An 18,265-nucleotide genomic window follows, 5' to 3' on the forward strand; every position below is an offset into this window, starting at 1 on the left:
TAAGGGTGTAACTATTCATATAGTTGCTAACGGTGAAGCCCACCATTATTTAGGGTAATACCGTGCCAAGCTCCATAGTGATATGGGGAAGGTGTAGAGACTACCGAAAAGGACTTTTAGTTAACTGAGTAGGGTACGGCAGATGATAGGCTACTGCTGGAAGTGCAAGGCTCTCTGTAAAGAGATGAAGAGATAGTCCGGACTATAGAGATGGAAAATCTATAGATAGTGCCAGAAACAACTCCAGGTGGTCGTGCGTTGAAATTCTATTCAACAGTTCGTCTTGAAGTACGTCGTGCGGAGCAATTAAAGCAAGGTAACGACATCGTTGGTAATAAAACAAAAGTAAAAGTAGTTAAAAATAAAGTGGCACCACCATTCCGTGTTGCTGAAGTTGATATTATGTATGGAGAAGGTATTTCAAGAGAAGGTGAAATCTTAGATATGGCTTCTGAACTTGATATCGTTCAAAAGAGTGGTGCTTGGTACTCTTATAATGAAGAGCGTTTAGGACAAGGTCGTGAAAATTCGAAGCAATTCTTAAAAGAGAATACGGATTTAAGAGAGGAAATTGCCTTCTTTGTTCGTGATCATCACGGAATTGGTGAAGACTCTGGTGCTGAAGACACGGAAGATTCAAATCTTCAAGATTAAAAAATAAAAGACACGGTTCCGTGTCTTTTATTTTTTAATCATTATGAAAGCGTTGTATATCGTTGGAGATAAAATATTTAATCTGCCTAAAAGGCTATGTATAAAGAGGGATATATGCATGTTTTGTATGCATAAACTGGAATTTACTAAGGTTTTCCAGGATAATATGCTGTCTTCTTTTTAAATTCATATATGAATTAGGGCTGAAGGTAAAGAAAGTAAAAGTAGACAACGCTTGACAATGAAAATTGCGATAGATACAATGAGAATGTATATTTTTTCTTATATACGAAACACTCTTCTCAAGAAGAGAAGTAATATTCGGAGTAAGACTTAAATCTTGCCGAAATAATAATATGACATTTTAATTGTGAAATGAAGAAAGTCCCTTAAAAAAGTGGGACGACGGTCTTTGCTGTATGTTGGTATTCAATGTACATGCCGACAGTCTTTTTTCATTCATAGCAAGGGGAGGTGAAATCATGAGTAGTACTACAGTTTGGATACTCATCTCCATTTTGCTTGCAACAGTCGGTGCAGTTGTTGGCTTTTTTGTTCGAAAGTCTATTGCCGAAGCGAAGATTAATGGTGCAGCTAATGAAGCGAAACGTATTATAGACGAAGCGAATCGTGAGGCTGAAGCACTTAAGAAAGAAGCGCTTTTAGAAGCAAAGGATGAAATTCATACACTTCGTACAGAAGCTGAATTAGAAATTCGTGACCGTAGAAGCGAATTACAAAAACAAGAAAATCGTTTAATGCAAAAAGAAGAGAACCTTGATCGTAAAGACGAAACGCTCGATAAACGCGAGCTACAGTTAGAAAAGAAAGAGGATTCTCTTGTAGCGAGACAACAACAGATTGAAGAGTTGGAAAGCAAAGTGGGAGAGTTAGTTCAAAAGCAACAAACAGAATTAGAGCGCATTTCCAATCTGACACGCGAACAAGCGAAAGCAATTATTCTTGGTAAAGTAGAAAGTGAAGTTTCTCATGAAATTGCCGTAATGGTAAAAGAAAGTGAAGTTCGTGCGAAAGAAGAAGCGGATAAGAAAGCAAAAGAAATCTTATCTCTTGCAATGCAAAGATGTGCAGCTGATCATGTTGCTGAAACAACCGTTTCGGTTGTAAATCTTCCAAATGACGAAATGAAGGGACGTATTATCGGACGTGAAGGTCGAAATATTCGTACGTTAGAAACGTTAACAGGTATTGACCTTATTATCGATGATACACCAGAAGCGGTTATCCTTTCTGGATTCGACCCAATTCGTCGTGAAACAGCTCGTATCGCTCTTGATAAACTAGTACAGGACGGACGTATTCACCCAGCGCGTATTGAAGAGATGGTCGAAAAATCAAGACGTGAAGTGGACGAGTATATTCGCGAAGTCGGAGAGCAAACAACGTTTGAAGTGGGTGTTCACGGATTACATCCAGATTTAATTAAGATTTTAGGTCGTTTAAAATACCGTACAAGTTACGGACAAAACGTCTTAAAACACTCTATGGAAGTTGCGTATTTAACTGGACTTATGGCAGCAGAGCTTGGTGAGGATGAAAAGCTAGCAAGACGTGCTGGTCTATTACATGATATCGGTAAAGCGATTGACCATGAAGTAGAAGGTAGCCACGTTGAAATTGGTGTTGAACTCGCAACGAAATATAAAGAGCATCCTGTAGTTATAAACAGTATTGCATCTCACCATGGGGACACAGAACCAACTTCTATCATTGCAGTTTTAGTTGCAGCAGCAGATGCATTATCAGCTGCAAGACCTGGAGCTCGTAGTGAAACACTTGAGAACTATATTCGTCGTCTTGAAAAGTTAGAAGAGATTTCAGAGTCTTATGAAGGCGTAGAAAAATCTTTCGCAATTCAAGCAGGACGAGAAGTTCGTATTCTGGTAAAACCAGATACAATTGATGATTTAGAAGCTCATCGTTTAGCTCGTGATATTCGAAAACGTATTGAAAATGAACTGGATTACCCAGGACATATTAAAGTAACTGTTATTCGTGAGACACGTGCAGTGGAATACGCAAAATAAAGTGGTGAAACACCACTTTATTTTTTTGTGTTGGAATTGGTTAAAATAAAGGGAATTAGTATACAAGTGCAACAAACTTATAATAAATATATTGTAAGGAAATCACTTGAAGCTAAGTAATAAAAAATGTAGTACATAGGAAGGGTAAGACATATGAGAATATTATTTGTTGGGGATGTAGTAGGATCTCCTGGTAGAGGTATGATTCAACAATACGTACCGGCATTAAAGAAAAAATATACACCTACAGTAACCATTATTAATGGAGAAAATGCAGCAGGTGGACGTGGAATTACGGAAAAAATATATCGAAACTTTTTAGAATGCGGGGCACAAGCGGTTACACTTGGAAACCACGCGTGGGATAACCGTGAAGTATTTGAATTTATTGATGACGCAAAATATCTTGCAAGACCAGCTAACTTCCCAGAAGGAACTCCAGGAAAAGGACTTATCTTTGTGAACTGTAATGGAACAGAAGTTGCAGTCATTAACTTACAAGGACGTACATTCCTTCCTCCGATTGATTGCCCATTCCGTAAAGTGGATGAATTAATTAACATTGCAAAAAAACGTACGAATATTATCTTTATTGATTTCCATGCGGAAACTACAAGTGAAAAACAAGCGTTAGGTTGGTATGTAGATGGTCGTGCTACAGCGGTAGTAGGTACGCATACACATGTTCCTACAGCAGATAATCGTATTTTACCAAGCGGAACGGCATATATCACAGATGTTGGTATGACAGGACCGTACGATGGAATTTTAGGTATGGATCGAGAAGCGGTATTGAAGAAGTTTTTAACAAACTTACCAGTACGATTTGAAGTGACAAGTGGTAGAACACAATTAAGTGCAGTGCTAATTGATGTGGATCCTAATACAGGGAAAGCTAAGAAAATTCAGCGTATCTTAATTAATGATGATCAACCATTTTTTGAGTAATTCCTGGATAAAATTTAGATAATTTATTATTTTTTAATTTTTTAGAAAAATTACGGAAATTTAGCAGGAATACGCGTCATTCCTCGTGAATATAAGTTAAAGTGAAATAATTGCTAATACTTTTTATAGAAACGAGGAGGAAACGCGGAATGGAAATATTAAAAGTTAAAGCAACGTCGGTCCCTAATTCTGTAGCTGGTGCACTTGCAGGTGTTATTCGCGAACGCGGAACAGCAGAAATTCAAGCCATTGGTGCAGGTGCATTGAACCAAGCGGTAAAGGCAGTAGCAATTGCAAGAGGATTTGTAGCGCCTAGTGGTTTGGACCTAATTTGTATCCCAGCGTTTACAGATATTATGATTGATGGGGAAGAGCGTACAGCAATAAAATTAATTGTAGAACCTCGTTAAGTTTAAACAACCTGTTTGCAGTATGCAAACAGGTTGTTTTTATAATGGAGGAATGGAAATGAAAATTTTTGATGCTCATTGTGATGTACTCTTTCAGTTATGGAGTGCACAGGGGGAAAAGAATTTTAAAAACGATTCGCAATTACATATTACATTTGAACAGTTAAAGAGAAGAAAAGGAAGTATACAATGTTTTGCTATATATGTGCCAGAAACGGTGCTATATGAAAAACGATTTGAAGCGGCATTACAAATGGCAGATATTTTTTATAATGAAATTTTATCACTACCGGGTGTGAAGTTTATTCAGACAAAAAATGATATTAGCATGTTAAAACAGGACGAGATTGGAGCGATATTAACATTAGAAGGATGCGAAGCAATTGGAAAAGATGCAATGAAATTACGGTTGTTTTATCGCCTAGGAGTACGTTCTTTTGGACTGACATGGAATTATGCCAATTTATTAGCTGATGGTGCGCTGGAGACACGTGGGGCGGGTTTAACGACATTTGGTAAACATGTTGTACAAGAACTTAATACGCTGCATGTATGGACCGATGTGTCTCATCTGAATGAAAGAAGTTTTTGGGATGTTATAGAAATTGCCAAAAATCCTATTGCCTCCCACTCAAATTGTACGAAACTTTGTCAGCACCCACGTAATTTAAACGATGAACAACTTAGAGCTCTTATAAAGCGAAATAGCATGATCGGTGTCACTTTCGTACCACAGTTTCTAACAAGTGAAAAACAAGCGCATATAGCAGATATAGTAAGACATATCGAATATATTTGTTCATTAGGTGGAGAGAACAATATAGGATTTGGTTCCGATTTTGATGGGATATTAGAAACAGTTGTAAATGTATCAGCGTATAGAGAGTATGAAAATGTAATGAATGAGCTTTGTAAACACTATGCTGCATCTACTGTAGAGCGATTTTTATATGATAATTTTGTTGAACATATAAGCTTTTAAGATTTTTGTTTTGAAAATACAAAAAAATCAGAATTAATTCATTTGATATTATTGCTTTTTTTAAGACCTAATACTAGAATGAAAAACAAAATAGTTTTATACTAAAGATTCAGGGAAATCAGAAGAGGCATAATTTGCGTCCGTTGTAGTTTATTTGTATAAAAAATGCTAAACTATTACTGTAAAAAAATACACTACAATGAATGCAGCCAAAAGGGGTGTAGGAGATGATTAGTCAACTTTCATGGAAAGTTGGAGGCCAACAAGGTGAAGGAATTGAAAGTACAGGAGAAATCTTCTGTATTGCATTAAACCGATTAGGATATTACCTATACGGTTACCGCCACTTCTCATCACGTATTAAAGGCGGCCATACAAATAATAAAATTCGTGTAAGTACAACAGAAGTACGCGCGATCTCAGATGATTTAGATATTTTAATTGCTTTTGATCAAGAAACAATTGATTTTAACTTCCACGAACTACGTCCAGGTGGAATTGTAGTTGCGGATGCGAAATTTAATCCAACAATACCTGACAATACAGATGTAAATCTATATGTGATACCGTTTACAGATATTGCTTCAGAATTAGGTACATCATTAATGAAAAACATGGTTGCTGTTGGGGCATCAAGTGCGGTATTAGGGCTAGACGAGACAGCTTATTTAGATGTTGTTGAAGAGATCTTTGGTCGTAAAGGAGAGCAAGTCGTTCAAAAGAATATGGATGCAATTAAACGTGGCTCTCAATATATGAAAGAATTGCTAGGTGAGAAAGTGAACATGATGCAGCTTGAAAAAGCTGATGGTAAGAAACGCATGTTTATGATTGGAAACGATGCAATCGCATTTGGTGCGGTAGCTGGTGGTGCTCGCTTTATGTCTGCATATCCAATTACACCTGCATCTGAAATTATGGAATACTTAATTAAAAAATTGCCAAAAGTTGGCGGGACAGTAATCCAAACTGAGGATGAAATCGCAGCTTGTACAATGGCAATCGGTGCAAACTATGCTGGTGTTCGTACATTAACTGCATCTGCTGGTCCAGGTCTATCTTTAATGATGGAAGCGATTGGTTTAGCGGGTATTACAGAAACACCATTAGTAATTGTTGATACACAACGTGGTGGTCCAAGTACAGGATTACCAACGAAACAAGAGCAGTCTGATTTAATGGCGATGATTTACGGTACGCATGGTGAGATTCCAAAAATCGTAATGGCACCAAGTACAGTTGAAGAAGCTTTCTATGATATTGTAGAAGCATTTAACCTTGCTGAAGAATATCAAGTTCCTGTTATTTTCTTAACAGATTTACAGCTTTCTTTAGGGAAACAAACGGTAGAACCGCTTACGTTAGATAAAGTGGAAATTCGTCGCGGTAAGCTTGATTTAGAGGCGGAATTACCAGAACGTGAAAATAAAGCATATTTCAAGCGTTATGAAGTAACTGAAGATGGCGTTTCACCACGTGTTTTACCTGGTATGAAAAATGGTGTTCACCATGTTACAGGTGTAGAACATGATGAAACTGGTAAACCATCTGAATCAGCAATAAACCGTAAAGATCAAATGGACAAACGTTTCCGTAAAATGGAGAACTTGAAGTTTAATACCCCTGTTTATAAAAATGTTAAGCATGAAGAAGCAGACGTATTGCTTGTTGGATTTAACTCAACTCGTGGTGCGATCGAAGAAGCAATGGAGCGCTTAGAACAAGAGGGTATGAAAGTAAACCATGCTCATGTGCGTTTAATTCACCCGTTCCCAACAGCTGAAATCGATCCACTTGTGAAAAATGCGAAGCGTGTTGTAGTGGTAGAAAACAATGCAACGGGTCAGCTTGCTAACATTATGAAAATGAATCTTGGTAACGGTGAGAAAATTTCTAGTCTTTTAAAATATGATGGAAACCCATTCTTGCCAAAAGAGATTTACAACGAATGCAAAAAAGGGGTTGTATTAAATGGCAACATTTAAGGACTTTCGTAACAGTGTAAAACCAAACTGGTGCCCAGGTTGCGGAGACTTCTCGGTGCAAGCTGCAATTCAACGTGCGGCAGCTAACGTTGGCTTAAATCCAGATGAACTTGCTGTTATTTCTGGTATCGGCTGTTCAGGTCGTATTTCAGGGTATATTAATTCATATGGTGTGCATAGTATTCACGGACGTGCCCTTCCGATTGCACAAGGTGTGAAAATGGCAAATCGTGATTTAACAGTTATCGCATCAGGTGGTGACGGTGATGGATTTGCAATTGGTATGGGACATACAATCCATTCTATTCGTCGTAACATCGACATTACGTACATCGTAATGGATAACCAAATCTATGGATTAACAAAAGGGCAAACTTCACCACGTAGTGAAGCTGGATTTAAAACGAAAAGTACACCACAAGGTTCAATTGAACCGTCACTAAATGTTATGGAAATGGCTTTAACAGCTGGTGCAACATTTGTGGCGCAAAGCTTTTCAAGTGATTTAAAAGAATTAACACAAATTATTGAAGCTGGTATTAACCATAAAGGATTTTCATTAATTAACGTGTTCAGCCCATGTGTTACTTACAATAAAGTAAATACTTATGATTGGTTTAAAGAGAATTTAACAAAACTAAGTACAGTAGAGGGATATGATCCATCTAATCGCATGATGGCTATGCAAACATTAATGGAAAATAACGGATTAGTAACAGGTTTAATTTATCAAAATACAGCACAGCCTTCATACCAAGAACTTGTAAAAGGCTATAGTGAGAAGCCTTTAGTGCAATCTGATTTAAATATGGATCAGAAAATGTTTGATGAACTTGTTGCTGAATTTATGTAATGTAATGTAAGAAAAAAAGGTTGCCGCTTGGCAACCTTTTTTTAATGAGGAAAAATAAAAGGTAGTTATATTTACTTAGAAAATTCAGAATGGTAAAATAATATATAAATCGTTGTATGAAAATAGCGAGTTCATTGCTAATGAAAAGTAAGATAAGACAGATCCTATTTCTTGTTAAAATTGGCGAAACGCTTCATACTATGGTAATGTTTATAGGGATAAAGCAATATGCTTTTGGTAGGACAAAAAGAAATACGAAAAGGGAATGTCTATTTGTGTGGGGAAGACTTCATTCTTATAGATGATTAGATTGGTTACTCAAGTTTCAAAGGACAAGTTATCTCTCAAGCTATCTAACCATTTTTGAGGTGAGTTTAAGCGCATTAAAATGGACTATAGAGTGTGTATAGTTAAGGGTGAAAGGAGATTACCGATGAACGAGCAACAACGATTAGCAAGTCAACAAGCAAATTCCTCTACGAAAAAAGAAGAGAAAGATTATAGTAAATACTTTGAAAATGTATACCAACCACCTTCCTTAAAAGATGCAAAAAAGCGAGGGAAAGAAGAAGTTAAAATTGAACGGGATTTTGGCTTACCTGAAGAGTTTCGCAATTTTGGTACAGGAAGAAAGTTCTATATTCGTACATATGGTTGTCAAATGAATGAGCATGATACGGAAGTAATGGCGGGTATTTTCACCGCGCTTGGATATGAACCAACTTTTTCAACTGAAGATGCAGATGTAGTATTATTAAATACTTGTGCCATTCGTGAAAATGCTGAAAATAAAGTGTTCGGTGAACTAGGTCATTTAAAGTCATTAAAACGAAGAAATCCGGACCTTTTAATTGGTGTATGTGGTTGTATGTCTCAAGAGGAATCTGTTGTAAATAAAATTATGCAAAAAAATCAGCATGTAGATATGGTTTTTGGAACGCATAATATTCATAGATTACCGTACATTCTAAAAGATGCAATGTTTTCTAAGGAGACGGTAGTTGAAGTTTGGTCAAAAGAAGGGGACGTAATTGAAAACCTTCCGAAAGTACGCCGTGGTGATATTAAAGCCTGGGTAAATATTATGTATGGCTGCGATAAGTTCTGTACATATTGTATCGTACCGTATACACGCGGAAAAGAGCGAAGCAGACGTCCAGAAGATATCATCCAAGAGATTCGTCATTTAGCTGCAAATGGTTATAAAGAAATTACGTTACTTGGACAGAACGTAAATGCATATGGTAAAGACTTTGAAGATTTTGAATACGGTCTAGGCGATTTAATGGAGGAACTCCGTAAAGTGGATATTGCCCGTATTCGTTTTACAACGAGCCATCCACGTGATTTCGATGATCATTTAATTGAAGTGCTTGGAAAAGGTGGAAACTTAGTAGAACATATTCACTTACCAGTTCAATCTGGAAGCACAGATATGTTAAAAATTATGGCGCGTAAATATTCACGTGAGCATTATTTAGAACTTGTAAGAAAAATTAAGGAAGCCATTCCAAATGTAGTATTAACAACTGATATTATCGTCGGTTTCCCAAATGAAACAGATGAGCAATTTGAAGAAACGATGTCGTTATATCGTGAAGTAGGATTTGATACTGCCTTTACCTTTATTTATTCTCCGCGCGAAGGTACACCAGCTGCAAAAATGAAAGATAATGTACCGATGGAAGTGAAAAAAGAACGTCTTCAACGCTTAAATACACTAGTAAATACGTTGGCAATTGAAAAGAATAATCGTTACAAAGGTCAAATTGTAGAAGTGTTAGTTGATGGGGAAAGTAAAAATAATCCAGAAGTACTTGCAGGTTATACTCGTACGAATAAACTTGTAAACTTCGTCGCTTCAAAATCTTTAATTGGTCAGCTTGTAAAAGTAAAAGTAACGGAAGCAAAAACTTGGTCTCTTAACGGGGAATTAGTTGAAGAGCCGATTGAGGTGGAATTATAGATGAAAGCATATTCGAAAGATGAAATTGTTGAACAAGCGAAAGAATTAGCAAAAATGATTTCTGAAACAGAAGAAGTTGATTTCTTTAAGAAAGCAGAGGCGCAAATTCATAAAAATGAAAATGTAAAGCGCGCAATTGATGAAATTAAAGCGCTGCAAAAGCAAGCAGTAAACTTGCAACATTACGGGAAATGGGAAGCTTTGAAAAAAGTAGAAGCTGAAATTGATGCCCTGCAAGATAAGTTAGATAGTATCCCAGTAGTACAAGAATTTAAATCTTCACAAACATACGTAAATGACTTACTACAGTTAGTTGCAAGTACGATTTCTAACAACGTAACAGATGAAATATTAATTTCAACTAATGGCGATGTATTGAAAGGTGAAACGGGCGCAGCGGTAGAAAGTAAAAAAGGAAATTGTGGTTGTTAAAGAGATGTCATACTGACATCTCTTTTTTTTAGTGGGTTAACGTAAGTTCTTCTCGAAAAAAGAATGACACATTCCGCTATTGTCACGCATATGATTAAGTGAATAGTGATTGAGGAGGGTTACGAATGTCCGAATTTAGAGAGATTATTACAAAAGCAGTGGTTGGAAAAGGACGTAAGTATACAAAGTCAACGCATACATGTGAATCGAATAATGAGCCAACAAGTATTTTAGGGTGCTGGGTAATTAACCACTCGTACGAAGCAAGAAAGAATGGAAAGCATGTGGAAATTGAAGGTTTCTATGATGTGAACACTTGGTATTCATTTGATGGTAATACAAAGACAGAAGTTGTAACAGAACGTGTGAACTACACTGATGAAGTAAGTATTGGGTATCGTGATAAAAACTTTTCTGGTGATGATTTAGAAATTATTGCTCGTGTCATTCAGCCACCAAATTGTTTAGAAGCTCTTGTATCACCAAATGGTAATAAAATTGTTGTAACTGTAGAACGTGAATTTGTAACAGAAGTAGTTGGCGAAACAAAAATTTGTGTAAGTGTAAACCCTGAAGGTTGTGTAGAATCAGACGAAGATTTCCAAATCGATGATGATGAGTTTGAAGAGTTAGATCCGAACTTTATTGTTGATGCAGAAGAAGAGTAATAGAAAGCTAGGGAGAAGTTCTTCCTAGCTTTTTACTTTACATAAGTAGTGCTTGAATGAACATGATTCCTTATGAAATGTGCTATAATGAAGAAAGACTCCTGAAATAGGAGATATGAGTGTCCGTGAAATGTGACATATATGAATATAGATTATTATGTAAGAATTATGGAGGAAAAGTATGACGCAATATACGCCTATGATACAGCAATATTTAAAGGTTAAGGCAGACTATCAAGATGCCTTTTTATTTTTCCGCTTAGGTGATTTTTATGAAATGTTCTTTGAAGATGCGGTTAAAGCAGCTCATGAACTTGAAATTACATTAACGAGCCGAGATGGTGGTAGTAGTGATCGTATACCGATGTGCGGTGTACCACATCATGCAGCTAAAAATTATATTGAACAACTTGTTGAAAAAGGATATAAAGTAGCTGTTTGTGAGCAAGTGGAAGATCCAAAAACAGCTAAAGGTGTAGTGCGCCGTGAAGTCGTACAACTAATTACGCCAGGAACGATGATGGAAGGGCGTACGATTGATGAGAAAGAAAATAACTTCTTAGCAGCATTAACACATTTTGAAGATGGATCATATGCTTTAGCTTGTAATGATTTAACGACTGGACAAAATACAGTAACGTTGTTAACAGGTTCAGTAGAAGATATTTTATTAGAAGTGTATGCAACTGGTTCAAAAGAAATTGTTGTAGATTCTACATTTTCAAAAGATGAATTAAATAAATTTACTGAAACATTAAAAATGACGATTTCGTATGAAGATGCAACAACTATTCCGGAAGGATTAGAACATCTTGTGAAAAATGTTTCACAAGCAAAGTTAATTAAAGCAATTGGACGCTTATTTAACTATGTAATAAGAACACAGAAACGTTCGTTAGATCACTTGCAACCAGTGGAAATTTATTATACGAACCAGTTTATGAAAATTGATGTGCATTCAAAGCGAAATTTAGAACTGACAGAAACACTTCGAACAAAAGAAAAAACAGGATCATTATTATGGCTATTAGATAAAACGAAAACAGCTATGGGTGGTCGTATGTTAAAACAGTGGATGGAACGTCCACTTATTCAAAAAGAAAAAGTTGAAGAGCGTTTAGAAATGGTTGAAACGTTTGTAAATGATTACTTCTTACGTGAAGATTTAAAGGAAAAGTTAAAAGAAGTATATGATTTAGAACGTTTAGCAGGGAAAGTTGCATTTGGTAATGTGAATGCACGGGACTTATTACAGTTAAGACGATCTTTACTTCAAGTACCAGCTATTTTAGAAGCGATTAGTCTGTTAGATAATGCGTATGCAGCAAGGTTAATTCAAGGTGCAGATCCATGTGAGAGCTTAACTGAATTACTAGGAAGAAGTATTCAAGAAAACCCACCGCTTTCTATTAAAGATGGAGATATTATTAAAGACGGTTATAATGACAAGCTTGATCAATATCGTTACGTTAGTAAAAACGGGAAAACGTGGATCGCTGAGCTTGAAAAACGAGAGCGCGATATTACAGGAGTTAAATCGTTAAAAATCGGGTACAACCGTATTTTTGGCTACTACATTGAAGTGACGAAGGCGAATCTTGGAGCATTACCAGAAGGTCGCTATGAGCGTAAACAAACGCTTGCTAATGCTGAACGTTTCATTACAGATGAACTGAAAGAAAAAGAAACATTAATCTTAGAAGCAGAAGAAAAAATTGTACAACTAGAATATGATCTATTTACAGCGCTGCGTGAAGAAGTAAAAGTATTTATTCCGAAATTACAGCATTTAGCGAAAGTAATTAGTGAATTAGATGTACTGCAAAGTTTTGCGACAGTTAGTGAAGAAGAACAGTTTGTAAAACCTGTACTAACAACGAAGCGTGAAATCTTTATTAAAGATGGTCGCCATCCTGTCGTTGAAAAAGTATTGAACGGGAAATTGTATGTACCGAATGATTGTATTATGCCAGAGAAAATGGATGTCTTTTTAATTACAGGACCGAACATGTCTGGTAAAAGTACGTATATGAGACAATTAGCACTTGTAACTGTTATGTCACAGATTGGTTGTTTCGTACCAGCGACAGAAGCAGTATTACCTGTATTTGATCAAATCTTTACGAGAATTGGTGCAGCGGATGATTTAATTTCCGGTCAAAGTACATTTATGGTCGAAATGTTAGAAGCGAAAAATGCCATTGCAAACGCATCAGAAAGAAGTTTAATTTTATTCGATGAAATTGGACGCGGTACATCTACGTATGATGGTATGGCACTTGCACAAGCAATCATTGAGCATATTCATGACCAAATTGGTGCAAAAACATTATTCTCTACGCATTATCATGAATTGACGGTGCTAGAAGAAAGTTTAGATCAACTGAAGAATGTACATGTTTCAGCTATTGAAGAGAACGGAAAAGTAGTATTCCTTCATAAAATTCAAGATGGAGCGGCTGATAAAAGTTACGGAATTCACGTTGCACAACTTGCGGAGCTTCCAGATAGTTTAATTGCTCGCGCGAAAGAAGTGTTAGCGCAACTAGAAGGACAAGAAGAAATTGTTATTCCAAAGCGTGTAGAAGTGAAAGAGCAAGAGCAAGAAGTTATTCCAGAACCTGTAGTTGTAAAAGAAGCGCCAGTAGAAATACAAGAGACGAAAGTAGAGACTGAAGAAGAATCACAACTATCATTCTTTGGTGGAGAACAGTCTTCGAAAAAACAAGACAGGCCAGTTCTAGATGCAAAAGAAACGGCAGTACTTGCGCAAATTAAAAAAATTGATTTACTTGATATGACACCTTTAGAAGCGATGAATGAATTGTATCGCTTACAGAAAAAGTTAAAGAAAGGATGAGTAAGTAGATGGGGAAAATTCGCAAACTCGATGACCAACTCTCTAACTTAATTGCGGCAGGGGAAGTAGTAGAGCGCCCTGCCTCAGTCGTAAAAGAACTTGTGGAAAATTCTATCGATGCGAATAGTACATCTATTGAAATCCACTTAGAAGAAGCTGGTTTATCAAAAATTCGCATCATTGATAATGGGGATGGCATTGCAGAAGAAGATTGTATCGTCGCTTTTGAACGACATGCGACGAGCAAAATTAAAGATGAAAACGATCTGTTTCGCATTAGAACACTCGGTTTCCGTGGTGAGGCATTGCCGAGTATTGCCTCAGTTAGTGAATTAGAATTAATCACTAGCACAGGTGATGCACCTGGTACGCACCTTATGATTAAAGGTGGAGACATTATAAAGCAAGAGAAAACAGCGAGCCGAAAAGGAACAGATATTACAGTACAAAACTTATTCTTTAATACACCAGCGCGTCTTAAATATATGAAAACCATTCATACAGAGCTTGGGAATATTACAGATATCGTGTATCGTATTGCAATGTCACATCCAGAAGTATCATTAAAGTTGTTTCATAATGAAAAGAAATTGCTTCACACATCAGGAAATGGTGATGTAAGACAAGTACTTGCATCAATTTACAGTATTCAAGTTGCGAAGAAGCTTATTCCAATTGAAGCGGAATCTTTAGATTTCACAATTAAAGGTTATGTAACATTACCAGAAGTAACGAGAGCATCTCGAAATTATATGTCAACGATCGTAAATGGTCGCTATGTTCGAAATTTCGTATTAATGAAAGCCATTCAGCAAGGATACCATACATTACTGCCAGTCGGACGATATCCAATCGGCTTCTTATCGATTGAAATGGATCCAATGCTTGTTGACGTTAACGTACATCCAGCGAAATTAGAAGTTCGTTTTAGTAAAGAACAAGAATTGCTAAAGCTTATCGAAGAAACATTGCAATCGGCATTCAAAAAAATACAGCTCATTCCAGATGCAGGTGTAACAACGAAGAAAAAAGAAAAAGATGAAAGTGTGCAAGAACAGTTTCAGTTTGAGCATGCGAAGCCGAAAGAACCATCTATGCCGGACATCGTTTTACCGACTGGCATGGATGAAAAACGAGAAGAACCACTGGCTGTGAAACAGCCAGCACAACTGTGGCAACCACCGAAGCGAGAATGGCAGCCACCACAGTCGCTCGTAAGAGAAGAACAAAGTTGGCAGCCATCTATTAAACCGATAATGGAAGAACCAATTCGAGAAGAGAAACCGTGGAACAGTAACGATGAAGACTTTGAATTAGAGGAATTGGAAGAAGAAGTTCAGGAAATAGAAGAGATTGAAATGAACGGTAATGACTTACCACCGCTTTATCCAATTGGACAAATGCATGGAACATATATTTTCGCTCAAAATGATAAAGGTTTATATATGATTGACCAACATGCCGCGCAGGAACGTATTAATTATGAATACTTCCGTGATAAAGTAGGAAGAGTAGCGCAAGAAGTACAAGAGCTACTTGTACCATACCGTATTGACTTATCTCTTACTGAATTTTTACGTGTCGAAGAGCAACTAGAAGAACTGAAAAAAGTTGGACTGTTCTTAGAGCAATTCGGTCATCAATCCTTTATCGTCCGTTCACATCCAACGTGGTTCCCAAAAGGACAAGAAACAGACATTATCGACGAAATGATGGAACAAGTCGTCAAACTAAAAAAAGTTGATATTAAAAAGTTACGTGAAGAAGCAGCCATCATGATGAGCTGTAAAGCATCGATTAAAGCAAATCAATATTTAACGAACGATCAAATATTTGCTTTACTGGAAGAACTACGTACAACAACAAACCCATACACATGCCCGCACGGAAGACCGATTCTTGTACATCATTCTACTTATGAGTTGGAGAAGATGTTTAAGAGGGTTATGTAGGGATACTGTGATTTTAGATATGATTTAATAAAAAAGAAGCGATGAAATAAATCGCTTCTTTTTTTATTTGTATTTATTTTAAAATCTATTTTTTGTTTAATAAATTATTCATCCGTAACCAAGTATAGAAAAATCATATGAATTCATAGTTTTATGCAGGTTGCATGTGAAAACTTCTTTTTCTCTCTATGTTTTTTCTTTTCCTTATAGAATCCTTATAATTGTCGTTTACTCTAGAATTACAATATACGAGGAGGAAGTTTAGGATGAATGAGATTATGTTAGAAACAAAAAATCTTTGTAAAACATTTAGAAAGCAAAGTGTAGTACAAAATATTTCGCTTTCTGTACCGAAATATGCAATTTATGGATTGTTAGGTCCTAATGGGGCAGGGAAATCGACAACTTTAAAAATGATAACAGGTATGCTTATACCTACTTCTGGTGAGATTTATTTTGATGGTCATAAATGGACGCGGCAAGATTTACATTCTATTGGTGCTTTAATTGAGTCTCCGCCACTTTATGAAAATTTAACAGCAAGAGAAAATCTGCAGGTTCGTACGACTGTTTTAGGTTTGCCTAAATCAAGGATTGATGAAGTATTGCATGTTGTGGAGCTAGAGAATACAGATAGGAAAAAAGCGAGGGAATTTTCTATGGGGATGAAGCAAAGATTGGGAATTGCAATTGCATTGCTGAATCATCCGAAGTTTTTAATATTAGATGAACCGATGAATGGACTAGATCCTTTTGGGATTCAGGAATTAAGAAAACTAATCCTTTCCTTTCCCGCAAAAGGAATTACTGTCATTTTATCCAGTCATATTTTAAGCGAAGTAAGTCAAATTGCAGATCATGTTGGGATTATCTCAGGCGGTGTATTGGGGTATCAGGGGAAACTGAATAAGGATGATGACCTAGAAGATTTATTTGTACAAGTGGCTGGAAAGTACAGAAGGGAGGCATAAGAAATGAATCTATATATTGCATCTGAAAAAATTAAAATTAAACATACTTTTTTGAACAAACTTATATGGCTAGTTCCATTTGCTACAATACTAATTGCTTTTTTATTATCGGCGGATTATTTTCAATTATCTAGTTACAACTGGTGGTACATTACGATGCTTCCAGGAATGATTTCTTTAAGTTGTGTACTTCTTGCGGAGAAAGATAATAAAATGAATAATCGTTCTATCTTATCGTTACCAGTTTCATTAAAACGAGTATGGATTTCTAAAGTATTACTAATTTTAGGGATTTTGAGCTTTTCATGCATACTTTTTTTCTGTGGAATCCAGTTATCTAGTTTACTATTAAATAAGGAGAATTTCCGAATCATTCCTACAGTAAATGCGCTAGTAGGAAGTGTTCTTTTAATCGTTACTTTTATGTGGCAAATTCCGATATGTTTGTTTTTAGGTAATAAATTAGGTCTATTTCCGACACTTTTATTGAATATAGGGGCAAATGGACTTTTTGGGGTTGTATTAGCAACAGAAAATATTTGGATGATTAGTCCATACACATATCCAAGTAGACTTATGGTTCCTATTTTAAAAATACTACCAAATGGTTTATATGCAGAAACCGGAAGTGTAACGTTCAAACCAGAACTCCTTTCCTACGATGCAATTCTGCCAGGCGTGGCAATTTCTGTCGTGTTGTTCATTTTGTTCACTTATATGACGGCAAAATGGTTTGAAAAGCAGGAGGCAAAATAAAATGACAGTCTGGTCGAGAATATTAAGAGCCGATTTTATAAAAATGAAACATACGTTTTTTTTCTGGATACATATAGCGATGCCAATCATCGGTATTGCTCTTTTTTTAAGTTATTCTTCCATTTCAAAAGTTGATTCTATAAACAAGGTTTCAGGATATATTCAAGTATTATCGATATCTTTTCCGTTGCTAATTAGCATTGTGTGTTCTTCTGTTGTGGAACAAGAGGCTGTGGCAGCGAATTTTAAAGAACTTTTATCAACGGAATACGGAAGGCGTAAAGCATTTATTAGTAAAGTATGTTTACTTTTAATATGTGGGTTTTGTTCAACTATGTTGGCAGTCGTTGGGTTTGCGGTAGGGTGTCATTTTCTGTTAGGACAAAATGACTTTCCATTTGCTTTGTATGTTGAAATTTCCTTCATTCTTTTTGGTTGTCAAATCTTTATGTATATATGGCATCTGTTCTTAAATTTTCGTTTTAGTAAAGGTACTTCCATTGGGATTGGAATTATAGAAATCTTGCTGGCAGCTTTAATGCTTACAGGGATGGGAGATGTGATTTGGAAATACACGCCATGTGCGTGGAGTGTGAGATTATGCAATTATTTTTTGGAACACAAATTGAGTCCCGATTCTATTCATGTCTTACAAGTAGAGGCAAAAATGGGAGCGGTGATTTGCGTTTGTTTCACGATCATTGCATTTGTTATTTCCCTTATGTGGTTTTCCTTTTATGAAGGACGCAAAGAAATGTAAATGCATTTGTATTATAATGG

General features: G+C 36.3%; 14 protein-coding genes and 1 pseudogene. All 15 read left to right on the top strand.

What is annotated here, in order from left to right; genetic code table 11:
• Positions 1–231 precede the first annotated feature (231 nt).
• Positions 232–654, top strand: a pseudogene (locus QCI44_RS08840) (recombinase RecA family protein); the annotation flags it as partial.
• Between the two features lie 482 nt (positions 655–1,136).
• Positions 1,137–2,702 carry a ribonuclease Y gene (gene rny / locus QCI44_RS08845; RefSeq protein ID WP_016086643.1) on the top strand — a complete coding sequence of 522 codons (1,566 nt, stop codon included), beginning with the start codon at positions 1,137–1,139 and terminating at the stop codon, positions 2,700–2,702.
• 153 nt (positions 2,703–2,855) lie between these two features.
• The gene (locus tag QCI44_RS08850; protein ID WP_016086644.1) at positions 2,856–3,650 is read left to right on the top strand and encodes a TIGR00282 family metallophosphoesterase; all 795 of its coding nucleotides are present in this window, start codon (positions 2,856–2,858) and stop codon (positions 3,648–3,650) included.
• A 149-nt stretch (positions 3,651–3,799) separates the two neighbouring features.
• Positions 3,800–4,060 (top strand): stage V sporulation protein SpoVS, encoded by a 261-nt coding sequence (gene spoVS / locus QCI44_RS08855; RefSeq protein ID WP_000404341.1) that lies wholly within the window; start codon positions 3,800–3,802, stop codon positions 4,058–4,060.
• 58 nt (positions 4,061–4,118) lie between these two features.
• Positions 4,119–5,042 (top strand): dipeptidase, encoded by a 924-nt coding sequence (locus QCI44_RS08860; protein ID WP_016086645.1) that lies wholly within the window; start codon positions 4,119–4,121, stop codon positions 5,040–5,042.
• Positions 5,043–5,269: 227 nt separating this feature from the next.
• A complete protein-coding gene (locus QCI44_RS08865; RefSeq protein WP_000625413.1) occupies positions 5,270–7,027 on the top strand; it encodes a 2-oxoacid:acceptor oxidoreductase subunit alpha in 1,758 nt (585 codons plus the stop codon).
• On the top strand, positions 7,014–7,880 hold the full coding sequence (locus tag QCI44_RS08870; RefSeq protein WP_000190154.1) for a 2-oxoacid:ferredoxin oxidoreductase subunit beta: 867 nt from the start codon (positions 7,014–7,016) through the stop codon (positions 7,878–7,880). The genes QCI44_RS08865 and QCI44_RS08870 overlap by 14 nt, the downstream gene beginning before the upstream one ends.
• A 433-nt stretch (positions 7,881–8,313) precedes the next feature.
• Positions 8,314–9,846 carry a tRNA (N6-isopentenyl adenosine(37)-C2)-methylthiotransferase MiaB gene (miaB, locus tag QCI44_RS08875; protein WP_088084170.1) on the top strand — a complete coding sequence of 511 codons (1,533 nt, stop codon included), beginning with the start codon at positions 8,314–8,316 and terminating at the stop codon, positions 9,844–9,846.
• A complete protein-coding gene (locus QCI44_RS08880) occupies positions 9,847–10,278 on the top strand; it encodes a YlbF/YmcA family competence regulator (RefSeq protein WP_016086647.1) in 432 nt (143 codons plus the stop codon). It begins immediately after the preceding gene.
• 125 nt (positions 10,279–10,403) lie between these two features.
• Complete coding sequence (cotE, locus tag QCI44_RS08885; protein ID WP_001288800.1) at positions 10,404–10,946, top strand: outer spore coat protein CotE; 543 nt, start codon at positions 10,404–10,406, stop codon at positions 10,944–10,946.
• A gap of 181 nt (positions 10,947–11,127) precedes the next feature.
• Positions 11,128–13,806, top strand: a complete 2,679-nt coding sequence (gene mutS / locus QCI44_RS08890; RefSeq protein ID WP_353811074.1) for a DNA mismatch repair protein MutS — start codon at positions 11,128–11,130, stop codon at positions 13,804–13,806.
• Positions 13,807–13,814: 8 nt separating this feature from the next.
• Positions 13,815–15,758 (top strand): DNA mismatch repair endonuclease MutL, encoded by a 1,944-nt coding sequence (mutL, locus tag QCI44_RS08895; RefSeq protein ID WP_016135228.1) that lies wholly within the window; start codon positions 13,815–13,817, stop codon positions 15,756–15,758.
• Between the two features lie 266 nt (positions 15,759–16,024).
• Complete coding sequence (locus QCI44_RS08900) at positions 16,025–16,729, top strand: lantibiotic protection ABC transporter ATP-binding protein (RefSeq protein ID WP_016135227.1); 705 nt, start codon at positions 16,025–16,027, stop codon at positions 16,727–16,729.
• A 3-nt stretch (positions 16,730–16,732) separates the two neighbouring features.
• Complete coding sequence (locus QCI44_RS08905) at positions 16,733–17,485, top strand: lantibiotic immunity ABC transporter MutE/EpiE family permease subunit (RefSeq protein WP_016135226.1); 753 nt, start codon at positions 16,733–16,735, stop codon at positions 17,483–17,485.
• A 1-nt stretch (position 17,486) separates the two neighbouring features.
• Positions 17,487–18,245, top strand: coding sequence for a lantibiotic immunity ABC transporter MutG family permease subunit (locus QCI44_RS08910; RefSeq protein WP_016135225.1), 759 nt, complete (start codon positions 17,487–17,489; stop codon positions 18,243–18,245).
• The last annotated feature ends 20 nt before the right edge of the window (positions 18,246–18,265 follow it).

The organism is Bacillus cereus group sp. RP37 (assembly GCF_040459695.1).
GTDB lineage: Bacteria > Bacillota > Bacilli > Bacillales > Bacillaceae_G > Bacillus_A.